We start from the raw sequence: 18,656 nt of genomic DNA on the forward strand, positions 1-18,656 counted from the left end.
CTGGCTTTTGGGTATTTCATATAACACTCTTTGGAATAGCATCATTAATCGCGAACAGGGAAAAATGATAAATGAAACTTCTGTTTAATAGAAACGTATAAAAGAATAGACAGTTTGGTGAAAGGGGTTATTAAATGGCATTGCATTTGGAACAGGTAACAAAAAGATTTGGTGATTTTACTGCGGTTGATAATTTAACCTTATCAGTCGGAGACGGCACGATGTACGGATTTCTTGGCGCAAATGGTGCGGGGAAAACGACAACTTTCAGAATGATTTTAGGGTTATTGAACGCAAATGAAGGTCTAATTACGTGGAATAACAAACCGATTAATTACAAAACAAGCCCTGAAATTGGCTATTTACCAGAAGAGCGCGGCTTATATCCGAAAATGAAAGTGGAGGAGCAACTGATTTTTTTAGGACAATTACGCGGGATGAACAAATCAGATGCAAAATCGGCCCTGAAAACATGGCTTGAACGTATGGAAATTCCACATTATGCAAATAAAAAAGTTGAGGAACTTTCTAAAGGGAATCAGCAAAAAATCCAAGTGATTGCGTCTTTACTCCATAGTCCGAAGTTATTAATCTTAGACGAACCATTTTCAGGATTAGACCCAGTAAACGTTGAATTATTGAAAGCAGCAATCATCGAGTTTCGTAATAGCGGTGCAACGATTGTTTTCTCGAGTCACCGGATGGACCATGTTGAGGAATTATGTGAGCAACTAAGTATTATCCATCACGGCAAGCAAATCGTTAGCGGAACGCTTCGTGAAGTAAAGCAATCGTTTGGAAAACAAAATGTCCGCATTCATTCGGATAATGATTTGTCCCAATTAGATTTGGTTTCAGGTGTCACTTCGGTCAGTAGATCGGTTGAAGGTGCGCTTTATCAAGTGGAGTCAGAACATATTGCCAACAAACTGCTAACAGCTGCATTGGAGTCGGGTCCAATTCGCCATTTCGCAATTGAAGAGCCATCGCTTCAAGACATATTTATCGAAAAGGTGGGGAAAGTTCATGCGTGAATTTCTACTCATTTTTAAACAAGCTTTTATGACAAAAGCAAAGACCAAATCATTTATTATCACAACAGCATTGATGATTGCAGGGGTATTTTTATTTGCAAATATGACGTCAATCATCAATACGGTGTCTGATATGACTGGTGGCGGTGAAGATGAACTCTATGTTGTAGATGAAAGTGGGGAACTGGTTTCATCGCTAGTGGCTAATTTAGAGGCTTCTAATAGTGGGATTGTCGTTAAAACAACAACTGACTCAGAAAAAGTCCTCACTGAAAAAGTAACCAATGAAGAAATCGACTCGTTTCTTGTAATCGGATTGGATGAAGAGAAAACAATTCAAGCCAACTATACCTCAATGAGTGCACTCGATTTTGGTCGTTCTGCGATGATTACGGATGCATTGCAGTCGATTCAGGCTGAAATTAAAGCGGAGCAATTATCGCTTTCAACAGCGCAGCTTCAAACCTTATTTGCACCGATACAGTTCGAACAACATTCTGTTTCAAAAACAACAAAGTCTGAAGAAGAGTTAAGTGAGGCACGAGGACTTGTTTATATTCTTGTCTTTCTTATTTACTTCACGGTTATTTTTTATTCAAACATGATTGCAACTGAAGTTGCTACAGAGAAGTCCTCCCGTGTTATGGAAATTCTGATATCGAGTATTTCGCCAGTTAAGCATATGTTTGCCAAAGTCTTAGGAATTGGATCTCTCGGTCTTGTCCAAATGATTCTATTAGGAATTGGTGGATTCATAGCAGTGAAAACATCAGCTTCGAATATGGTAGATGGGGTATCCTCCTTCTTCGGATTTTCAAATCTAAGCATTTCAACAATCATTTTTGCAGTCGTCTTCTTTATACTTGGCTATTTCTTATATGCTACGGTTGCGGCACTTTTAGGATCACTTGTAAGCCGGACAGAAGACGTTGGGCAAGCGATTATGCCGATTATGATTCTAGTGATATTAGCATTCATGATTGCGATGCCGGGTCTTTCTAATCCTGAACTCGGTTTTCTGAAATATGCTTCTTATGTACCGTTTTTCGCACCGCTCGTTATGTTTTTGCGTGTAGGTATGTTGGATTTACCACTATGGGAACCATTATTGTCCATTGCAATTATGCTGATCACAATTTTCGTATTGGGCGTTTTGGGTGCTCGTGTATACCGCGGCGGCGTACTCATGTATGGACCTTCACGCTCATTTAAGGATATTCGAAAGGCGATTCAACTTGGAAAAGAATAATATGCAAAAAGACTTCGGCATTTTTCGCGAAGTCTTATTTTTTATGGTAAAATAAGAACAAGTATTCGATTACGTGGGAGGGGTTATTTTGTCAGCGATTCGTTTTATTCATGCGGCTGATTTACATCTTGATAGTCCGTTTAAAGGGATGACGGGCATGCAAGCGGATCAGTTAGGAAACTTGCGTAACAGTACATTTGCGGCATTCGAGAGACTGATTGAGCATACGTTAATTTCTAAGCCAGATTTCGTTCTGATTGTAGGAGATATTTATGACGGTGAAGATCGAAGCTTGCGGGCGCAAATGAAGTTTCAAACGGGAATGGAAAGGCTAGATAAAGCCAACATCCCAGTGGTCATTTCGTATGGGAATCATGATCATTTAGACGGAAGATGGACAAGATTTGAATTGCCTTCAAATGTTCATGTGTTTACTGAAAAAGTGGAAAGAACCAAACTGAATATTCGTGGTGAAACAGTGAATATTTATGGTTTTAGTTACGCTAAGCGTCATATTCGTGAATCGATGATTGCAAATTACCCTGTTGCTGAAAGGGAGGATGGCTATCACATTGGCATGCTTCACGGCAGTTTAGCAGGCGATGAGAACCATGCAGTCTATGCACCATTTACAGTAGAAGATTTAAGACAAAAACATTATGATTATTGGGCACTTGGCCATATTCATTTACGCCAACAATTACAAATGGATCCACCAATCATTTATCCTGGTAACCTTCAAGGGCGTCACAGAAATGAGCGTGGTGAGAAAGGTTTTTACGAGGTTGATCTTATAAATAATGAGCCGATCCTTCATTTTATTCCAACATCAGAAATTGTCTTCGAGCAAATTGACATCTCATGTGCAGGTATTCGTCATGCAAATGAGTGGATTAAAATTTGTAAGGAAGCAATTGATTCTTTTAAGGAAAAACATCGATCGGCAATTATTGAACTCACGATGACTGATGTAGACCACGAAACAGCAGCTATGTTCGATCAAACACCAATTGAGGAATGGCTCGGTGTACTTCGAGAAGTAGTTGATGAGCCTGAATCCTTTATATGGGTTCAATCCATCACATTCGAGAAAAAAATAACTACAGAGGCCAGAGGGGCATTAGAGCAGTCAGTATTTAGTATGATAAACGGATGGGACCATAAGGAATGGAAAGAAATATTAAATGATGTCTATCAGCACACACGTGGTGTGAAATATTTATCCGTTTTAAGTGAAATCGATATAAAAGAAATTAAAGAAAAAGCATTGTCCATAGTGGCGACAGAAAAGATAGAAAGTAAATGAGGTGCGCACATGAAGATTGAAAAACTACGAATTTATGGGTTTGGCAAACATGAAAATGTCGTCATAGATTTTGCTTCCAAACTAAATATCGTCTACGGGTTAAATGAGGCTGGGAAAACAACGATTCAACAGTTTATTCTTCATATTTTATTTGGTTTTCCACAAAGAAATAGTGCATTATTGCGTTATGAGCCGAAATCAGGCGGGAAATACGGAGGGCAAATCCAGTTAGTCGACCAGCTTTATGGACGCTGTACCATTGAACGCATTCGCGGGAAATCATCTGGTGATGTCACTGTGCATTTTGAGGATGGAACGACAGGTGGTGAAGAAGATTTAAAAGCATTGTTAAGACATTATAATCGGTCATCTTTTGAATCAATCTTTTCCTTCTCGCTACTCCAATTACAGGCCTTTGATAAAATGGATGAAGCAGAGCTTAGTCGTACGTTGCTGGCATCAGGGACCACAGGTGTTGATACTTTAATTCAACTTGAGAAACGAATGGAAACGGATATGGGAGAGTTATTTAAAAAATCCGGTCGAATTCCGAAAATGAACGTGAAAATGAAAGAGCTTCAGGAACTAGAATTATCACTAAAAGAAGAACAAGACAAAGTAGCAGAATATGCACCCGCTATCGCGAGAATCTATGAAATTGAGAATGAGCTTTTGCAATTACGCGTTCATGAAAATGATCATCGCAAACAACTAGAACAACTGTCGCTTCAACAACAGAGATTGCCACTGCAATTGAAACACAATACACTGCAAAAACAATTAAGTGATATGAACACAACAACTTTCCCCGCAGATGGTATTAGACGTTTTGAGTCGTTAACTAGTCAGTTAGTTGAAGCGAAAATCGCTAAACGTAGAGTTGAAGAAGAACTTTCAGTGTTAACGAAGCATATGCCCCAAGACCATCAAACCGATCGCCTTTCTAAACTCGATTATTTATTGGCAAAGGAATCGGAGTGGCACAACTGGCGATCCACCATGAATGGGCTTGATGAAGAGATACGCCGATTGGAAAGTTTGAAACACCGTTTACTTGATCGTATTGGGGTCAAAGGTGACGACGGCTATCAAATGGTCATCGAAGCAGATGTTTCTCTCCGCAAGGAAGAAGAAATGTACGAAATTTTAAATGAGTTAACGACATTGAATAATGAAATAGACTTTACTGATAAGCGTTATACACAAGAAAGTCGTGAAGCGAATCAGTCAGTTCAGCAACTTGAATCTCTAGAAGAGCCGTCGAATGAGGAACGGAAACAAGCCCAAGAGTGGCCAGCAATTAGGCAGAAATTAGCAGAGGCTAAAGCATATATTTCATTTAATAAACAAACTACGAAAGATCATAGTACTCAACTTTTGCCGATTGGTTTACTCGTTGCGATTTTATTGATCGGTTACGGTATTGTCCAACAACAATGGTTTTCCATTGTTTTAGGTGTGATCATTACTGGAGTTAGTCTGTTTTTTCATTTCAATAAAGATGCCAAAGACGACTCGAAGCTTAGCGAGATGGAGAAATTTGTATCTGATTATGACCATAAAGAACAAGAAATAAAAAACCTTTTAGACCGTGTGGCGTTTTTTACACATGAAAAGCAGCGTTTAGAAGAAGTAACCCGTGCACTTATACGCAAATCTGAAACAACAAAATCTAAGTTAGATGATTTACAGATTGGAAGAAGTCAAACAGAGGCGCATTTTAATAAGTTCATAGAGGTTTACGGTTTTGATGGGGTGCCATCACCCGCAATTATTCCAGAGTTATTTCGCATGATTCGAGAGTTGCAAGAAAATGCGCGTGAAATGAAAGATGCGTTTGTACTGAAAAATTCGATGCAAACGAAACTGGATCATCACATAGAGGACATTCAAAACACCTTACAACAAGATATATCTCCGGATAATTTATATGAAAGATTACGAAATGAATATCTCCAATTAAAAGAAGTGATTAAAACAAGGGAATCTTCAATGACAAGAATCGAACAAATCAAGCCATCTTTAATCGAAATGGAAGATCGAGTTGAAGCACTTGAACTAAATCTTAGTACGTTATTGAATGAAGCAGGAGTAGAAAGTGATGAAGATTTTTATGAGACATATGATCTTCACCAAAAAACAAACCAGTTAAAAGAACAAGTTGCAGCATTAGCGTTACAACTAACAGAAGACGGCCAGGATTCTATGGTAGAACTGACAACTGAAGCTGAAATCGCTGAGAACATTAATAGTCATCAGGTGAATTTATCGAACATCGATGATAGGATACATGCGCTTTTGAACGAAAAGGCTAAACTTGTCAACAAAACAGAGCAGCTGCTTACAGATGAAACCTATAGTCAGTTGCGACAACTTTTTGAAGTGAAAAAAGCAGAGCTTGCGGAACTTGCAAAAGATTGGTCTGCCCGAAAAGCAATTCAAGAGGGGATCAATCGAACGATGATGGAGTTAAAAGAAAAGAAATTACCTGAAGTTCTTCGCCATGCAGAGCAACTATTTAAGGAGTTAACGGATGGGAAATACAAAGCACTTATTGTGCCAGAAAGCGGTGCATTCGAAGTGCTATCGGAAAACGGGATAAGATACCCGATAATAGAACTTAGCCAGGCTACGAAAGAACAAGCTTATATTTCATTGCGACTTGCCCTTGCAGCGTCAATTTTGGACAGTGCGCCGTTTCCGATTATTATGGATGATCCATTTGTTCACTTTGACGAAGAGCGACTTTCGCGTATGATGAAATTAGTGGATGATACACAAGGTCATCAATTTATTTATTTTACATGTCATGAAAAAATGAAAAAGTATTGGGTAGATGGTACAATAGTAAACGTTTCCGAAATTGGAAACGAAAAGGGGGCGTTGTTCAGTGAAACAGTTACTTGATTATAAAGTAGGCGAGACCATTGATCTTTATTTGTTGATCAAGCAATCTACTAAAGGTGTTACCACTCAAGGAAGTCCATTTATGACCTTGATATTGCAGGATAAAAGTGGAGATCTGGAAGCGAAGTTATGGGATACAACAGATGAACATATGAAACTCTATCCAGCCACTGCGATTGTTAGAGTCGGTGCAGATATTCACGAATATCGCGGAAAAAATCAATTGCGCATAAAAAGCATTCGCCCAATCAAAGAAACAGAAAATATATCAATTTCTGATCTTGTTCCTTCGGCAGCAAAAAGTAAGGAAGTTTTATTAGAAGAGTTAATGGCGTTTTTCTTTGAAATGGAAAACCCGAAAATTCAGCGGATTACGCGCCACTTATTGAAAAAACATGAAGTTGAATTTCTAACATACCCAGCCGCAACTCGAAATCATCATGATTATGTATCTGGGCTAATTGATCATGTGGTGTCCATGTTGAATTTAGGGAAATCCTTAGCTGAATTATATCCTTCGTTAAATAAAGATTTACTGTATGCGGGAATCATTTTACACGATATTGGTAAGGTGATTGAATTATCTGGGCCAGTTGGAACGCAATATACAGTTATCGGAAATATGCTTGGACATATATCAATTATGGTCAATGAAATTTCTAAGGCAGCAGATGAACTAGAAATTACTGGTGAGGAAATCATGCTCTTACAGCATATGGTTCTGTCCCATCATGGAAAAGAAGAGTGGGGAAGTCCGAAACGTCCAATGCTTAAAGAAGCCGAAATTCTTCACTATATCGATAATATCGATGCAAAAATGAATATGTTAGATCGTGCACTTAGTAAAACTATGCCAGGAGAATTTTCTGAACGAATTTTCCCATTGGATAATCGTTCATTTTATAAACCAACCTTTGAATGAAAAATGCATACTAATACAAAAGGCTATCCGAATCGAATCGGATAGCCTTTTTTCATATAATTATTTATCTGTAACTGTCCAGTTTTCAAGTACAGATTCAAACATTTTATCTTTCAAATCAACGTCAACTTTTTCAACGAGATTTGCCAGTTCAGATTCGAATTTTTGTTTCATGATTCCATTCTCAATAGCTGGTTTTAGATCTTCGTATTCTTCAGCTAATTCAACATCACGTGTTTCTGTGACCTCGATGATATGATATCCGAAACTTGTTTTAATAGGTTCACTTAGTTCGTTTTCAGGAAGACTAAAAGCAGCATCTTCAAATTCCTGTACCATTTTTCCAGGTCCGAACCATCCTAAATCGCCGCCGCTTTCTTGTGCAACAGGTTCAATTGAATATTCCTTAGCAAGTTCAGCAAAGTCTTCGCCTTCTTCTAATTTTGCAATGACTTCTTTAGCTGTTTTTTCATCATCTACTAGAATATGGCGTGCATGTATTTCTTTTTTCATTTTTTCGTATTCAGCTTTAATCTGTTCTTCAGTTACTTCATCTAATGATTCAATCAGTTTTTCATTAAGTACTTTCAATTCAATTTGTTGCTCAAAAAAGTCTTCAGTCCAGTTTTGTTGTTTAAGAAACATTTCGTAGTTCTCGCCATATGATTCTTTTTGAACATTAATAGCATCTTGTAATTCTTTATCGGAAACATTGAATTCGTTTGAGATTGCTTTTTTAAGTAATAAGTTTTCAAAAGCCTGAGCTCCAACGGATCCCTTCATTTCGTTATATAGTTCTTCTTTTGTAACGTCCCCAGCCTTGGTTGTAGCAATCACTTCGTTATCAGTAGCATTAGTATCGCTACAAGCAGAAAGTGCGAGGATAGAAGCGGTTAAAGATAGCGCAAGTATTGTTTTTCTCATACGATATTCTCCCCTAAATTTAATGTGCAACAGTTGATACTATACCATAAATTCAGACTAAAAACAAAAATACTCTGTCGGTAATTTGCCTACGAAGCTCTAAACTGTGCGCATACGATAAAGAGAGAGAGGGGGTGCTTTCGTGAGCGGATATAAACAAGGTAGTGGGTATGGTTCTGGATTCGCATTGATCGTAGTGCTGTTTATTTTATTGATAATTGTCGGTGCTGCATACTTGTATTAAGAAAAAAGAAAAGTCCAAAATTCCCGATAGGGGATTTTGGACTTTTTCTGCATTCCTCATACTGCCAATAAAACTTCTACGAAAAAAGAGAGCATTAATATTGTCACAAGAATATTAACTGTCGTGAAAATTTTCGATTGTTTTTCTTCGGGGATTTCCCTTGTGGCACAAAGTATATACGTCATTCTATTTATTTGATATAAGTAAAATAATAAAAATAGAACTGTTATTACAAGGATCAAATGAATTTCCTCCCCTTTAATCATCTACACGTAATAATAGCAGAAATCGATCGGAAATGAAACAGAACCAATCTGATCGATAAGATTATTTTGTATTTTGAACGGCTGTCAATTCGCCGCTTTCATTATCAAATGTATTTTCGATGTTCGTAATACCACGTTCAAATATTTCCATAAAGTCATCACCGTAAATGTTTTTTACGACGGACATAACTTCTAAAAACTCCGGGAATTTCCCGTATAATTGCTTAATAGGTAAAGAACCATCAAGTATTCTATGTTCAGTATTATAGTAACTTTGATTCATTTCTAGAATAAGTTTCTCGCCTTCAGCTGTTACAGAAACATAGGTGTTTCGTCGATCATCTTCTTGTTTAAAGAAATTTAAATAGCCGCGTTCTTCAAGTTTTTTTGAAAAGTTGAAAGCTGTTGAGACATGCATCACACCGAATTTCGAGATATCTGAAATAGTCGCTTCTGTTAGATGGTAAGATAACCACAAAATATGATGTTCATTGATATTCAAGTCATAAGGTTTTATCCACTCTTGCCAATCTTTTTCTACTGCTTTCCATAGAGCCTTAGACAACTGAGCGATGCGTTGGCTAAAGATCAAAGCTTCTCTTGGTGAATATTTCTCTTCCAATAGTAAGACCCCCCCTACATTCATAAATCATCCTCTTTTATTATAGCAGGAAAGCAAACGATAAAGAAGTGAGAATTGCAAAAACTTTTGAAATGAAAAAGGTTATCCTTATTTTGGATAACCAGGTTTTCATTTTTATTTATTTTTGATGTGCAGCAATTGTTTGTTCCAAGCTTTCTATCGCTTCTTGAATTGCGGATAATTCTTGTTCGAGACGTTTTCGATTTGGTTCAGTCGATTGTTGCCAATTCTCGAATGATTGTTTAATCCCTAGGGCGGCGCCAGGAACAGTTTCTTTTGCTTCTTTTGATAGTTTAGTGATTGAATTTTTTAAATGATTTACTTTTTGTTTAATATCTCCAAATGAATCCTTCAAATCAGATGATGCAGTTTTTACAGAGGTTCGGATTTCACTCCCTGATTTCGGAGTCGAGTATAGTACTGTTATCGCTGCTGCGGCAGTGCCAGTTGCAAGGCCAAGGAAAAAAGTAGATGCTTTCAAAAGTAACGCTCCCCTTTCTTTAGAAATAGTATTCCTTTTACTAGTTTAATTAAACCACGCATTCCATAGATGAGCAAACAAAAAAAGCTTTTCGCAGGATAGCGAAAAGCTTTATATGCGTATTAGTTCGTAACAGTTTTATGAAAAGATGATCTTTCCAAGACTTTTGTCACGATTGGTTTAATTAAGAAAAAAGCAACTATGTTTAATACAAAAGCAGGAAGTACTACCGTTGCATATAAGAAAGCAAATGGTAGATCTACGCCTAATATAAAAATGGCTACTGATAAAAAGATAAATCCTGATAACAGTGTACCTAGACCAACGATTACAGTCGATGCAATTAAATTAGTGGAAATCTTTTTAAACGTAATGATAACCGCATAAAAAGCAAAGCCAGTAATTAGTTTATCGGCGATATTTGGTAAGAACCCTAATGGGAATGTCGAAAATAATCCCGACAGAACGCCTGTTGCAATCGTAAGAATGAAAACACTCTTCACATCACGGAATAATAAAATCCCTATAAACATCATTGTCAACATGAAATCAGGTTTCATACCACCATTAATACCTGGAATTACTAAATACAGTGCAGCACCTACGGCAACTAACATGGCCATAAGCACAAGATTTTTCGTATTCATTTTCTCATCTCTCCTCAGCTAAGCTCAATTTTTTTCCTATCGTATCCTCATGATCGATAGCGAAAAACTTACTTTATATCATATCTTAAAACGTTAGATTAAACAAGTTTACTTATGATGTGATCAGCAAGTTCTTGAATTTTTTCCGGTGTATATGTTGTATGTTTTGGTTCCCATGTCGATAGTTGAAAGCCGTCAGTCTCGTCATATCTTGGAATGAAGTGCATGTGGTAATGAAATACGCTTTGGCCAGCAGGTGCACCATTGTTTTGCAGTAAATTCAGGCCTGCAGGACGAAACTCTTCTTTTAAAGCATTTGCAATTTTAGGCGCTACTTTGAAAAAATTAGCTGCGTCTTCTTCTGAAAAACCGTAAATGTTTTCGATATGTTTTTTAGGTATTAATAGAACATGTCCTTTTGTAGTAGGCATAATATCCATGAATGCATAGACATGTTCATCTTCATAAATTTTGGCACTAGGAACAGCGCCTTCAATGATTTGACAAAAAATACAACCAGTCATTTCAACACTCCTCTCATTATTTCAACAATTGTAGCATATTTTTAGGGGGAGACTGCGGATTATACTTAAATTATATTTCCTGTTTATGCAAAGGACAAGGTAATTTGGGCGTAAATTTGTTAAACTGTAGAAAAGAATGGGGGATGAACATGTCAATCGTTGAATTAACAAGCGTAACGGGTGGATATTCACGGAAACCTGTTTTACATGATTTGTCATTTGAGATTGGAAAAAGTGAACTTGTTGGATTAATTGGCTTAAATGGTGCTGGTAAAAGTACAACGATTAAACATATTATTGGTTTGATGAATGCGCATAGCGGTGAAATTCGAATAAATGGTGTCACTTTTAGTGAAAATCCAGATATGTATAGGAAGTCGTTTTCCTATATTCCGGAAACACCCGTCCTATATGAAGAATTGACATTAAGGGAGCATTTGGAGTTAACAGCGATGGCCTATGGACTGGACAAGGATGTGTTTGAAGCTCGTTCTGCTGCGTTACTCCGAGAGTTCATGATGGAAAAGAGACTTCGCTGGTTTCCAACTCATTTCTCAAAAGGTATGCGACAAAAAGTTATGATTATGTGTGCGTTTCTCGTCAATCCATCCCTGTATATCATTGATGAACCGTTTGTGGGTCTTGATCCGATAGGGATTAAATCTTTACTTGAACAAATGACGGAACGAAAAAATGAAGGCGCTTCTGTGCTTATGTCAACGCATATCCTCTCGACTGCTGAAAAATACTGCGATAGAATCATTCTGTTACACGAAGGTAAGTTACGGGCGCAAGGAACGATGGATGAGCTCAGAGCGATATTCGGACGACCTGACGCATCGCTAGATGACTTATACATTGCGATGACAGAGGATAATGATTATGAAAAATTTGCGTGAATTATGGGGAACTCGGTTTATGCATTATATGACAGAGTTTCAAAGATATATGAAATATGTTTTTACAGGTCATCTAGCGCTTGTTCTTGTATTTGCAATTGGTGCAGGGGGTTATACGTATAGTGAGTGGCTAAAAGAAGTGTCACCGGAATTTCCAGCTGCACTACTGACAGCAATTGTCATTGGTGTCGTGTTGACTTATTCCGCACCAGTCACCTTATTAAAGCCGGCAGATGCTGTCTATTTGTTACCCTTAGAGACTCAACTTCAGTTGTATTTTAAACAATCTCTACGTTGGTCTGGATTTTCCCAACTGCCATTACTTTTTATATTGTACATTGTGTTGTTGCCACTTTTATCGGCTACAGAGACGGGTACAAAAGCATCGTTAATATGGCTAGTATTTTTCATCGTTGTACTAAAGTGGGCTTTTGTGGAGTCGGAGTTTTATTTCAGACATGCGAAAAGTGGAGAAGGGGTTTGGCTAGACAGAATCATACGCTTCATATTGGCAGCGGTTTTTATTTATGTCTGGCTAAGCGCTTATCCATATTTAATTATTTTGGTAGCTGTTCTTATTGGAATTTACGCAACATATTGGAGAAAACAAAAAGAGGCAAGACCATTTCCTTATGAGCACTTTATCGTGCTCGAACAAAATAGAATGATGCGTTTTTATAGATTTGCAAATTATTTTACCGATGTGCCACATTTAAAGGGATCTGTAAGTCGAAGACAATGGCTTGGATTTTTGATGTTGCCGTCAAGTTTCGAAAAAAGAAGTACTCAAAAGTATTTGCTTAAGCGGACCTTTATTCGAACGGATGATATTTTTTGGTTATGGGTAAGATTGACTGGAATTACGCTTGTCGGTGCAATCTTTATTCCGTTCCCTGTTGTTGTTTATATTTTTACGGGTGCGTTATCTTTCGCTTCTGCTATTCAACTAATTTATGCACTACGTGCAGGAGAAGAGTTCCGAATGGATATGTTATTCCCCGCCGGTGATCGCTCAGCTGCAATTCGAAGTATCGTTAGAAACGTTCAGTTACTTCAAGCAGTTTTGGTTATGTTTACTGCGTTTTTTACATTTGGTTTTCAATGGACACCTTTTATACTGGGGATTATTATTTTGGTCGTATCGGAAATTACACTTCAAACAACTAAAGAAAAATAAGAGAATCACTTCTTGGACGATTATTTCGCCAAGGAGTGTTTTTTTATATAGATAAAAATTATGTGGTATATAGAAAATTCGGAAAAACCTTGCAACTCACTCTATAAATTAGGTATAATAACAAAAAGGCAACAGGGGTGAGCGTATTGGAAAAAAGGTACTCATATACTGGATTTATGAAATCTGTCGGTAGAAATCCCTCTACGGCCCAGGCGGAAAAACTTTTGAGAGAAATTTATATGGATTTATTTCTGAAGCAGCTTCACCGCGAACAGATAAAAGAACGTATCATTCAGCATATCGATCAATCTTTGGATTCACGTGATGAAAAGGCATTTATGATTTACTCAACGGAATTATTGAAAATGAATAATTGCAACTAAAATGGAGGAACGCTACAAGAATTAAATTGTAGCGTTTTTTATTTTGCAAACTAGTTAAAACGTACGTTCCCTTTTCACTCGTATAAATTTAGGATATATGATAAAATAAGAATATTCTAGCTCAGGAGGGGTTCCTCGTTGGTTCAAAAATTTAATTTACAAGCACCCTATACACCGTCTGGCGATCAGCCAGCCGCTATCAAACAGCTTATTCAAGGATTAAAAGAGAATAAACGCCATCAGACACTTCTAGGGGCTACAGGAACGGGAAAAACTTTCACGGTGTCTAATGTATTAGCAGAGGTCAACAAACCTACGCTAGTTATGGCGCATAATAAAACTTTAGCAGGTCAATTATATAGTGAATTTAAAGAGTTCTTCCCAGACAATGCGGTAGAATACTTCGTTAGTTATTATGATTATTTTCAACCAGAAGCCTATGTGGCACATACAGATACTTATATAGAAAAAGATGCGAGTATCAATGATGAAATTGATAAACTCCGTCACTCAGCGACATCAGCATTATTTGAACGAAATGACGTGATTATCGTCTCTTCAGTCTCCTGTATATACGGACTCGGTTCACCAAAAGAGTACCGGGACATGGTTGTTTCAGTCCGTGTTGGGATGGAAATTGGGCGTGATGAATTACTAAGAAAGTTTGTTGCCATACAATACATCCGAAATGATATTAGTTTTACACGCGGTACGTTTCGTGTACGTGGTGATGTTGTAGAACTATTTCCAGCCTCGCGAGATGAGCGCTGCATTCGAATTGAATTTTTCGGAGATGAAATCGATCGCATTCGAGAAGTGGATGCCTTGACTGGTGAAATTATCGGTAATCGAGAACATGTAGCTATCTTCCCAGCCTCTCACTTCGTTACGAGTGAAGAGAAGATGGTAAAAGCCATTGATAATATTGAAGTTGAACTCGAAGAACGCTTAAAATACATGAAAAGTGAAGATATGTTACTTGAAGCACAGAGACTCGAACAAAGAACGTGCTATGACCTAGAAATGATGCGTGAAATGGGCTTCTGTTCAGGAATTGAAAACTATTCTAGGCATATGACATTGCGTCCGCCTGGTGCATCTCCCTATACACTTATCGATTATTTTCCAGATGACTTTTTATTAATCGTTGATGAAAGTCATGTTACCTTGCCCCAAGTTCGTGGCATGTTTAACGGTGACCAAGCCAGAAAGAAAGTATTAGTGGATCATGGTTTTCGTCTCCCTTCAGCACTGGACAATCGTCCATTAACATTTGATGAATTTGAAGGGCGCGCAAAAAATGCGATTTACGTATCAGCAACACCTGGACCTTATGAAATCGAACATACGCCTGAAATGGTCGAACAGATTATTCGACCAACAGGGTTATTAGATCCAACGATTGATGTTCGACCGATTGATGGACAAATAGATGATCTCATTCATGAGATCAACGAGAGAGTGAAAAAGAATGAACGCGTTCTGATTACGACATTAACGAAGAAAATGTCAGAAGATCTAACGGATTACTTAAAAGAAATCGGCATAAAAGTGCAGTATATTCATTCAGAAATAAAGACACTAGAACGAATAGAGATTATTCGGGAACTAAGAGTTGGAACCTATGATGTGCTCGTTGGGATTAATTTACTTAGAGAGGGTATAGATTTACCAGAAGTATCATTGGTGACTATATTAGATGCCGACAAAGAAGGTTTTCTTCGCTCAGAAAGGGCCCTCATTCAAACAATTGGGCGTGCAGCACGAAATTCGAATGGACATGTCATTATGTATGCGGATCGGATGACCGATTCTATGACAAAGGCAATTAGTGAGACAGAACGTCGCCGTGAAATACAGAAAGAACATAATGAAAAACATGGAATTACACCCACGACAATCAAGAAAAACATTCACAAAATTATCCGCGCAACTGATGTTGCAGAGGAAAGAGAAACTTATATAGAGAAAATTACTCAAGGTAAGAAATTGACGAAGACTGAGAAAGAATCGATTCTCAAGGTACTCGAGAAAGAAATGAAAGAGGCTGCAAAAGATCTTCAATTTGAACTTGCGGCAGAACTAAGAGATGCAATTTTAGAGCTAAAGGCAGAGAGGTAGATTGCAATGAGAAACAAAGAAATCGTCATACAAGGCGCAAGAGCTCATAATCTTAAGAATATAAGTATAAATATTCCGCGCGACAAGCTTGTTGTCATTACAGGCTTGTCAGGTTCGGGAAAGTCGTCACTTGCATTTGATACGATTTATGCAGAAGGACAACGGCGGTATGTAGAATCGCTCTCATCCTATGCACGACAATTTTTAGGGCAAATGGATAAGCCGGATGTAGATGTAATCGAAGGTTTGTCCCCAGCAATTTCGATTGACCAAAAAACGACGAGCCGAAACCCGCGCTCTACAGTTGGAACAGTAACGGAAATTTATGATTACCTACGTCTCCTGTTTGCGCGAGTTGGAAAACCAATCTGTCCAATACATGGAACAGAGATTTCATCTCAGACGATACAACAAATGGTTGATCGGATATTGATACTTCCAGAAAGAACTCGTATCCAAGTCTTGGCACCGATTGTCTCAGGAAAAAAAGGGACCCATGCCAAGTTGATAGACGAAATTAGACAAGAAGGTTATGTTCGCATTCGTGTAAATGGGGAAATAATCGACTTAGACGACAATATCGAGTTGAATAAAAATAAACGTCACTCTATTGAAGTAGTTATTGACCGTATTGTGATTAAGGATGATATTGTTTCACGATTGGGAGATTCTTTGGAATCAGCCCTCCGCCTTGCGAATGGAACAGTTCTAATCGATATTATTGACGGAGAAGAATTGTTGTTTAGCGAACACCATGCGTGCCCGCTTTGTGGGTTTTCCATTGGTGAACTTGAGCCAAGAATGTTTTCCTTCAACAGTCCATTTGGCGCTTGTGGTGAATGCGATGGGTTAGGAACTAAGCTGGAAGTAGATCCAAACCTCGTCGTCCCTGATTCTTCACTATCATTAAAGGATCATGCGATTGCGCCGTGGGAACCAACTAGTTCACAATATTATCCGGAGCTTTTAAAAACAGTTGCTAAACATTTCGAGATTTCAATGACAGTACCAGTAAGCGAGTTACCTGAAGAACAATTAGAAAAGATATTATTTGGTTCGAAAAATGAAAAAATCCGTTTCCGTTATACCAATGAATTTGGTGGAACACGGGATAGTGAAATCAATTTTGAAGGGGTATTAGCGAATGTTGCCCGCAGATATAAGGACACTTCATCAGAATATACGCGCGAACAGATGGAAAAGTATATGGCGCAGAGACCTTGTCCTTCTTGTAATGGCTACCGCTTAAAAGAAGAAACGCTTGCAGTAAAGATAAACGGTGTTCATATCGGAAAGGTAACCGAATTATCGATTGAAGATGCAGACCTTTTCTTCAAGCAATTACAGCTATCTGAAAAAGATAAACAAATTGCAGCACTAATATTACGTGAAATTGCAGAGCGATTAGGATTTCTCATCAATGTTGGGCTAGATTATTTAACGTTATCCAGGGCATCAGGAACACTATCAGGTGGAGAAGCGCAACGAATACGTCTGGCAACTCAGATTGGTTCACGGTTAACTGGCGTACTCTATATTTTAGATGAACCATCAATTGGCTTACATCAGCGCGATAACGACCGTCTAATTAATACATTAAAAAACATGAGGGATATTGGAAATACACTCATCGTCGTCGAACATGATGAAGATACAATGCTTGCTGCAGATCATTTAATTGATATGGGGCCAGGTGCTGGGGCAGAAGGTGGACTAGTTGTTTCAGCTGGTACTCCAAGTGAAGTGATGAATGATTCTGGGTCGCTAACTGGAGATTATTTAAGTGGGAAAAAGTTCATTCCTTTACCACTTGAGCGTAGACAACCTGATGGTCGTAAAATAATAATTAAAGGTGCAGCACAGAATAATTTAAAAAATGTTGATGTGGATATTCCATTAGGCCAATTTATAGCCGTTACTGGTGTATCAGGTTCAGGTAAAAGTACGCTTGTAAATGAAATACTATATAAAGTTTTAGCGCAAAAACTAAATCGTTCTCGACAACAACCTGGACAATACAAATCATTAGAAGGTATAGAGGAACTTGAGAAAGTCATTGAAATTGATCAATCTCCAATCGGTCGTACACCCAGATCCAACCCAGCAACTTATACAAGTATGTTTGACGATGTGCGAGACGTATATGCTTCTACTAATGAAGCCAAGGTTCGTGGTTATAAAAAAGGGAGATTTAGTTTTAACGTAAAAGGCGGACGCTGTGAAGCATGCCGTGGAGATGGAATCATAAAAATTGAAATGCACTTTTTGCCAGATGTGTATGTGCCTTGCGAAGTTTGTCATGGTAAACGGTATAATCGTGAAACATTAGAGGTTCTCTATAAGGGGAAAAACATTGCAGATGTCCTGGCAATGACAGTAGAAGATGCACTAGTCTTTTTTGAAAACATTCCCAAAATCAGCCGTAAATTGCAAACAATTGATGATGTCGGACTAGGCTATATTAAACTCGGTCAACCTGCAACCACTTTATCAGGTGGAGAAGCGCAACGTGTGAAGCTGGCCTCAGAATTGCATAAACGATCCAACGGTAAATCCTTTTACATTCTTGACGAGCCTACAACAGGACTTCACACACATGATATTGAAAAATTACTTGTAGTTTTACAGCGACTCGTGGAATCAGGGAATACAGTGCTTGTCATCGAACATAACTTAGATGTGATCAAGACAGTTGATCATATTATCGACTTAGGACCTGAAGGTGGCGATAAAGGTGGCCAGATTATTGGAACCGGAACGCCTGAAGAAATAGCGAAAGTGAAGAAATCTTACACTGGGCACTATTTAAAAACCATATTAGCGAGAGATCGAAAACGTATGAAAGAAGTATTGCAAGTGGCAGAATCATTTGGTAAGTGAAACTTTTTCACATTCAAACCGTATATATACTATTCACCAATAGAAATCC

The 18,656-nt window shown here is 38.0% G+C and carries 17 protein-coding genes; 11 read left to right on the top strand and 6 right to left on the bottom strand.

Annotation, left to right across the window (positions count from 1 at the left end):
- Positions 1 to 134 precede the first annotated feature (134 nt).
- From AC25Y1_RS12875 to yhaM, 5 genes are all read left to right on the top strand, one after another.
- Positions 135 to 1,034 (top strand): ABC transporter ATP-binding protein, encoded by a 900-nt coding sequence (locus AC25Y1_RS12875; protein WP_488148398.1) that lies wholly within the window; start codon positions 135 to 137, stop codon positions 1,032 to 1,034.
- Positions 1,027 to 2,283, top strand: a complete 1,257-nt coding sequence (locus AC25Y1_RS12880) for an ABC transporter permease (protein ID WP_488148399.1) — start codon at positions 1,027 to 1,029, stop codon at positions 2,281 to 2,283. The genes AC25Y1_RS12875 and AC25Y1_RS12880 overlap by 8 nt, the downstream gene beginning before the upstream one ends.
- 88 nt (positions 2,284 to 2,371) lie before the next feature.
- Positions 2,372 to 3,589 carry a metallophosphoesterase family protein gene (locus AC25Y1_RS12885; protein ID WP_488148400.1) on the top strand — a complete coding sequence of 406 codons (1,218 nt, stop codon included), beginning with the start codon at positions 2,372 to 2,374 and terminating at the stop codon, positions 3,587 to 3,589.
- A 9-nt stretch (positions 3,590 to 3,598) separates the two neighbouring features.
- Positions 3,599 to 6,496 carry an ATP-binding protein gene (locus tag AC25Y1_RS12890; RefSeq protein WP_488148401.1) on the top strand — a complete coding sequence of 966 codons (2,898 nt, stop codon included), beginning with the start codon at positions 3,599 to 3,601 and terminating at the stop codon, positions 6,494 to 6,496.
- Positions 6,480 to 7,418, top strand: coding sequence for a 3'-5' exoribonuclease YhaM (gene yhaM / locus AC25Y1_RS12895; protein WP_488148402.1), 939 nt, complete (start codon positions 6,480 to 6,482; stop codon positions 7,416 to 7,418). Before AC25Y1_RS12890 ends, yhaM begins: the two co-directional genes overlap by 17 nt.
- A 60-nt stretch (positions 7,419 to 7,478) precedes the next feature.
- On the opposite strand, the gene AC25Y1_RS12900 is transcribed toward yhaM, so the two are convergent.
- Positions 7,479 to 8,342 carry a peptidylprolyl isomerase gene (locus tag AC25Y1_RS12900; protein ID WP_488148403.1) on the bottom strand — a complete coding sequence of 288 codons (864 nt, stop codon included), beginning with the start codon at positions 8,340 to 8,342 and terminating at the stop codon, positions 7,479 to 7,481.
- Between the two features lie 142 nt (positions 8,343 to 8,484).
- Here AC25Y1_RS12900 and AC25Y1_RS12905 point away from each other — a divergent pair, with 142 nt between their 5' ends.
- Positions 8,485 to 8,586, top strand: coding sequence for a YjcZ family sporulation protein (locus AC25Y1_RS12905; protein ID WP_488148404.1), 102 nt, complete (start codon positions 8,485 to 8,487; stop codon positions 8,584 to 8,586).
- 56 nt (positions 8,587 to 8,642) lie between these two features.
- Here the strand turns inward: AC25Y1_RS12905 and AC25Y1_RS12910 are convergent, their stop codons facing one another.
- The 5 genes from AC25Y1_RS12910 to AC25Y1_RS12930 form a co-directional block, all read right to left on the bottom strand.
- Positions 8,643 to 8,828 (bottom strand): hypothetical protein, encoded by a 186-nt coding sequence (locus tag AC25Y1_RS12910; RefSeq protein ID WP_488148405.1) that lies wholly within the window; start codon positions 8,826 to 8,828, stop codon positions 8,643 to 8,645.
- Positions 8,829 to 8,913: 85 nt separating this feature from the next.
- Positions 8,914 to 9,498 carry an HTH-type transcriptional regulator Hpr gene (locus AC25Y1_RS12915; protein WP_488148406.1) on the bottom strand — a complete coding sequence of 195 codons (585 nt, stop codon included), beginning with the start codon at positions 9,496 to 9,498 and terminating at the stop codon, positions 8,914 to 8,916.
- Between the two features lie 115 nt (positions 9,499 to 9,613).
- Positions 9,614 to 9,976, bottom strand: a complete 363-nt coding sequence (locus AC25Y1_RS12920) for a YtxH domain-containing protein (RefSeq protein WP_488148407.1) — start codon at positions 9,974 to 9,976, stop codon at positions 9,614 to 9,616.
- A 122-nt stretch (positions 9,977 to 10,098) separates the two neighbouring features.
- Complete coding sequence (locus tag AC25Y1_RS12925) at positions 10,099 to 10,623, bottom strand: tryptophan transporter (RefSeq protein ID WP_488148408.1); 525 nt, start codon at positions 10,621 to 10,623, stop codon at positions 10,099 to 10,101.
- 98 nt (positions 10,624 to 10,721) lie between these two features.
- A complete protein-coding gene (locus AC25Y1_RS12930) occupies positions 10,722 to 11,147 on the bottom strand; it encodes an HIT family protein (RefSeq protein WP_488148409.1) in 426 nt (141 codons plus the stop codon).
- Between the two features lie 149 nt (positions 11,148 to 11,296).
- Between AC25Y1_RS12930 and AC25Y1_RS12935 the strand changes: the two genes are divergently transcribed.
- From AC25Y1_RS12935 to uvrA, 5 genes are all read left to right on the top strand, one after another.
- A complete protein-coding gene (locus AC25Y1_RS12935) occupies positions 11,297 to 12,046 on the top strand; it encodes an ABC transporter ATP-binding protein (RefSeq protein ID WP_488148410.1) in 750 nt (249 codons plus the stop codon).
- Positions 12,030 to 13,223 (top strand): ABC transporter permease, encoded by a 1,194-nt coding sequence (locus AC25Y1_RS12940; protein ID WP_488148411.1) that lies wholly within the window; start codon positions 12,030 to 12,032, stop codon positions 13,221 to 13,223. The genes AC25Y1_RS12935 and AC25Y1_RS12940 overlap by 17 nt, the downstream gene beginning before the upstream one ends.
- Positions 13,224 to 13,369: 146 nt before the next feature.
- On the top strand, positions 13,370 to 13,606 hold the full coding sequence (locus AC25Y1_RS12945; protein ID WP_488148412.1) for an IDEAL domain-containing protein: 237 nt from the start codon (positions 13,370 to 13,372) through the stop codon (positions 13,604 to 13,606).
- 138 nt (positions 13,607 to 13,744) lie between these two features.
- Entirely contained in the window at positions 13,745 to 15,727 is a 1,983-nt protein-coding gene (uvrB, locus tag AC25Y1_RS12950; protein ID WP_488148413.1) for an excinuclease ABC subunit UvrB, read from the top strand.
- 6 nt (positions 15,728 to 15,733) lie between these two features.
- Positions 15,734 to 18,607, top strand: a complete 2,874-nt coding sequence (uvrA, locus tag AC25Y1_RS12955; protein ID WP_488148414.1) for an excinuclease ABC subunit UvrA — start codon at positions 15,734 to 15,736, stop codon at positions 18,605 to 18,607.
- The last annotated feature ends 49 nt before the right edge of the window (positions 18,608 to 18,656 follow it).

It is taken from the genome of Sporosarcina sp. Y1009, assembly GCF_057669865.1.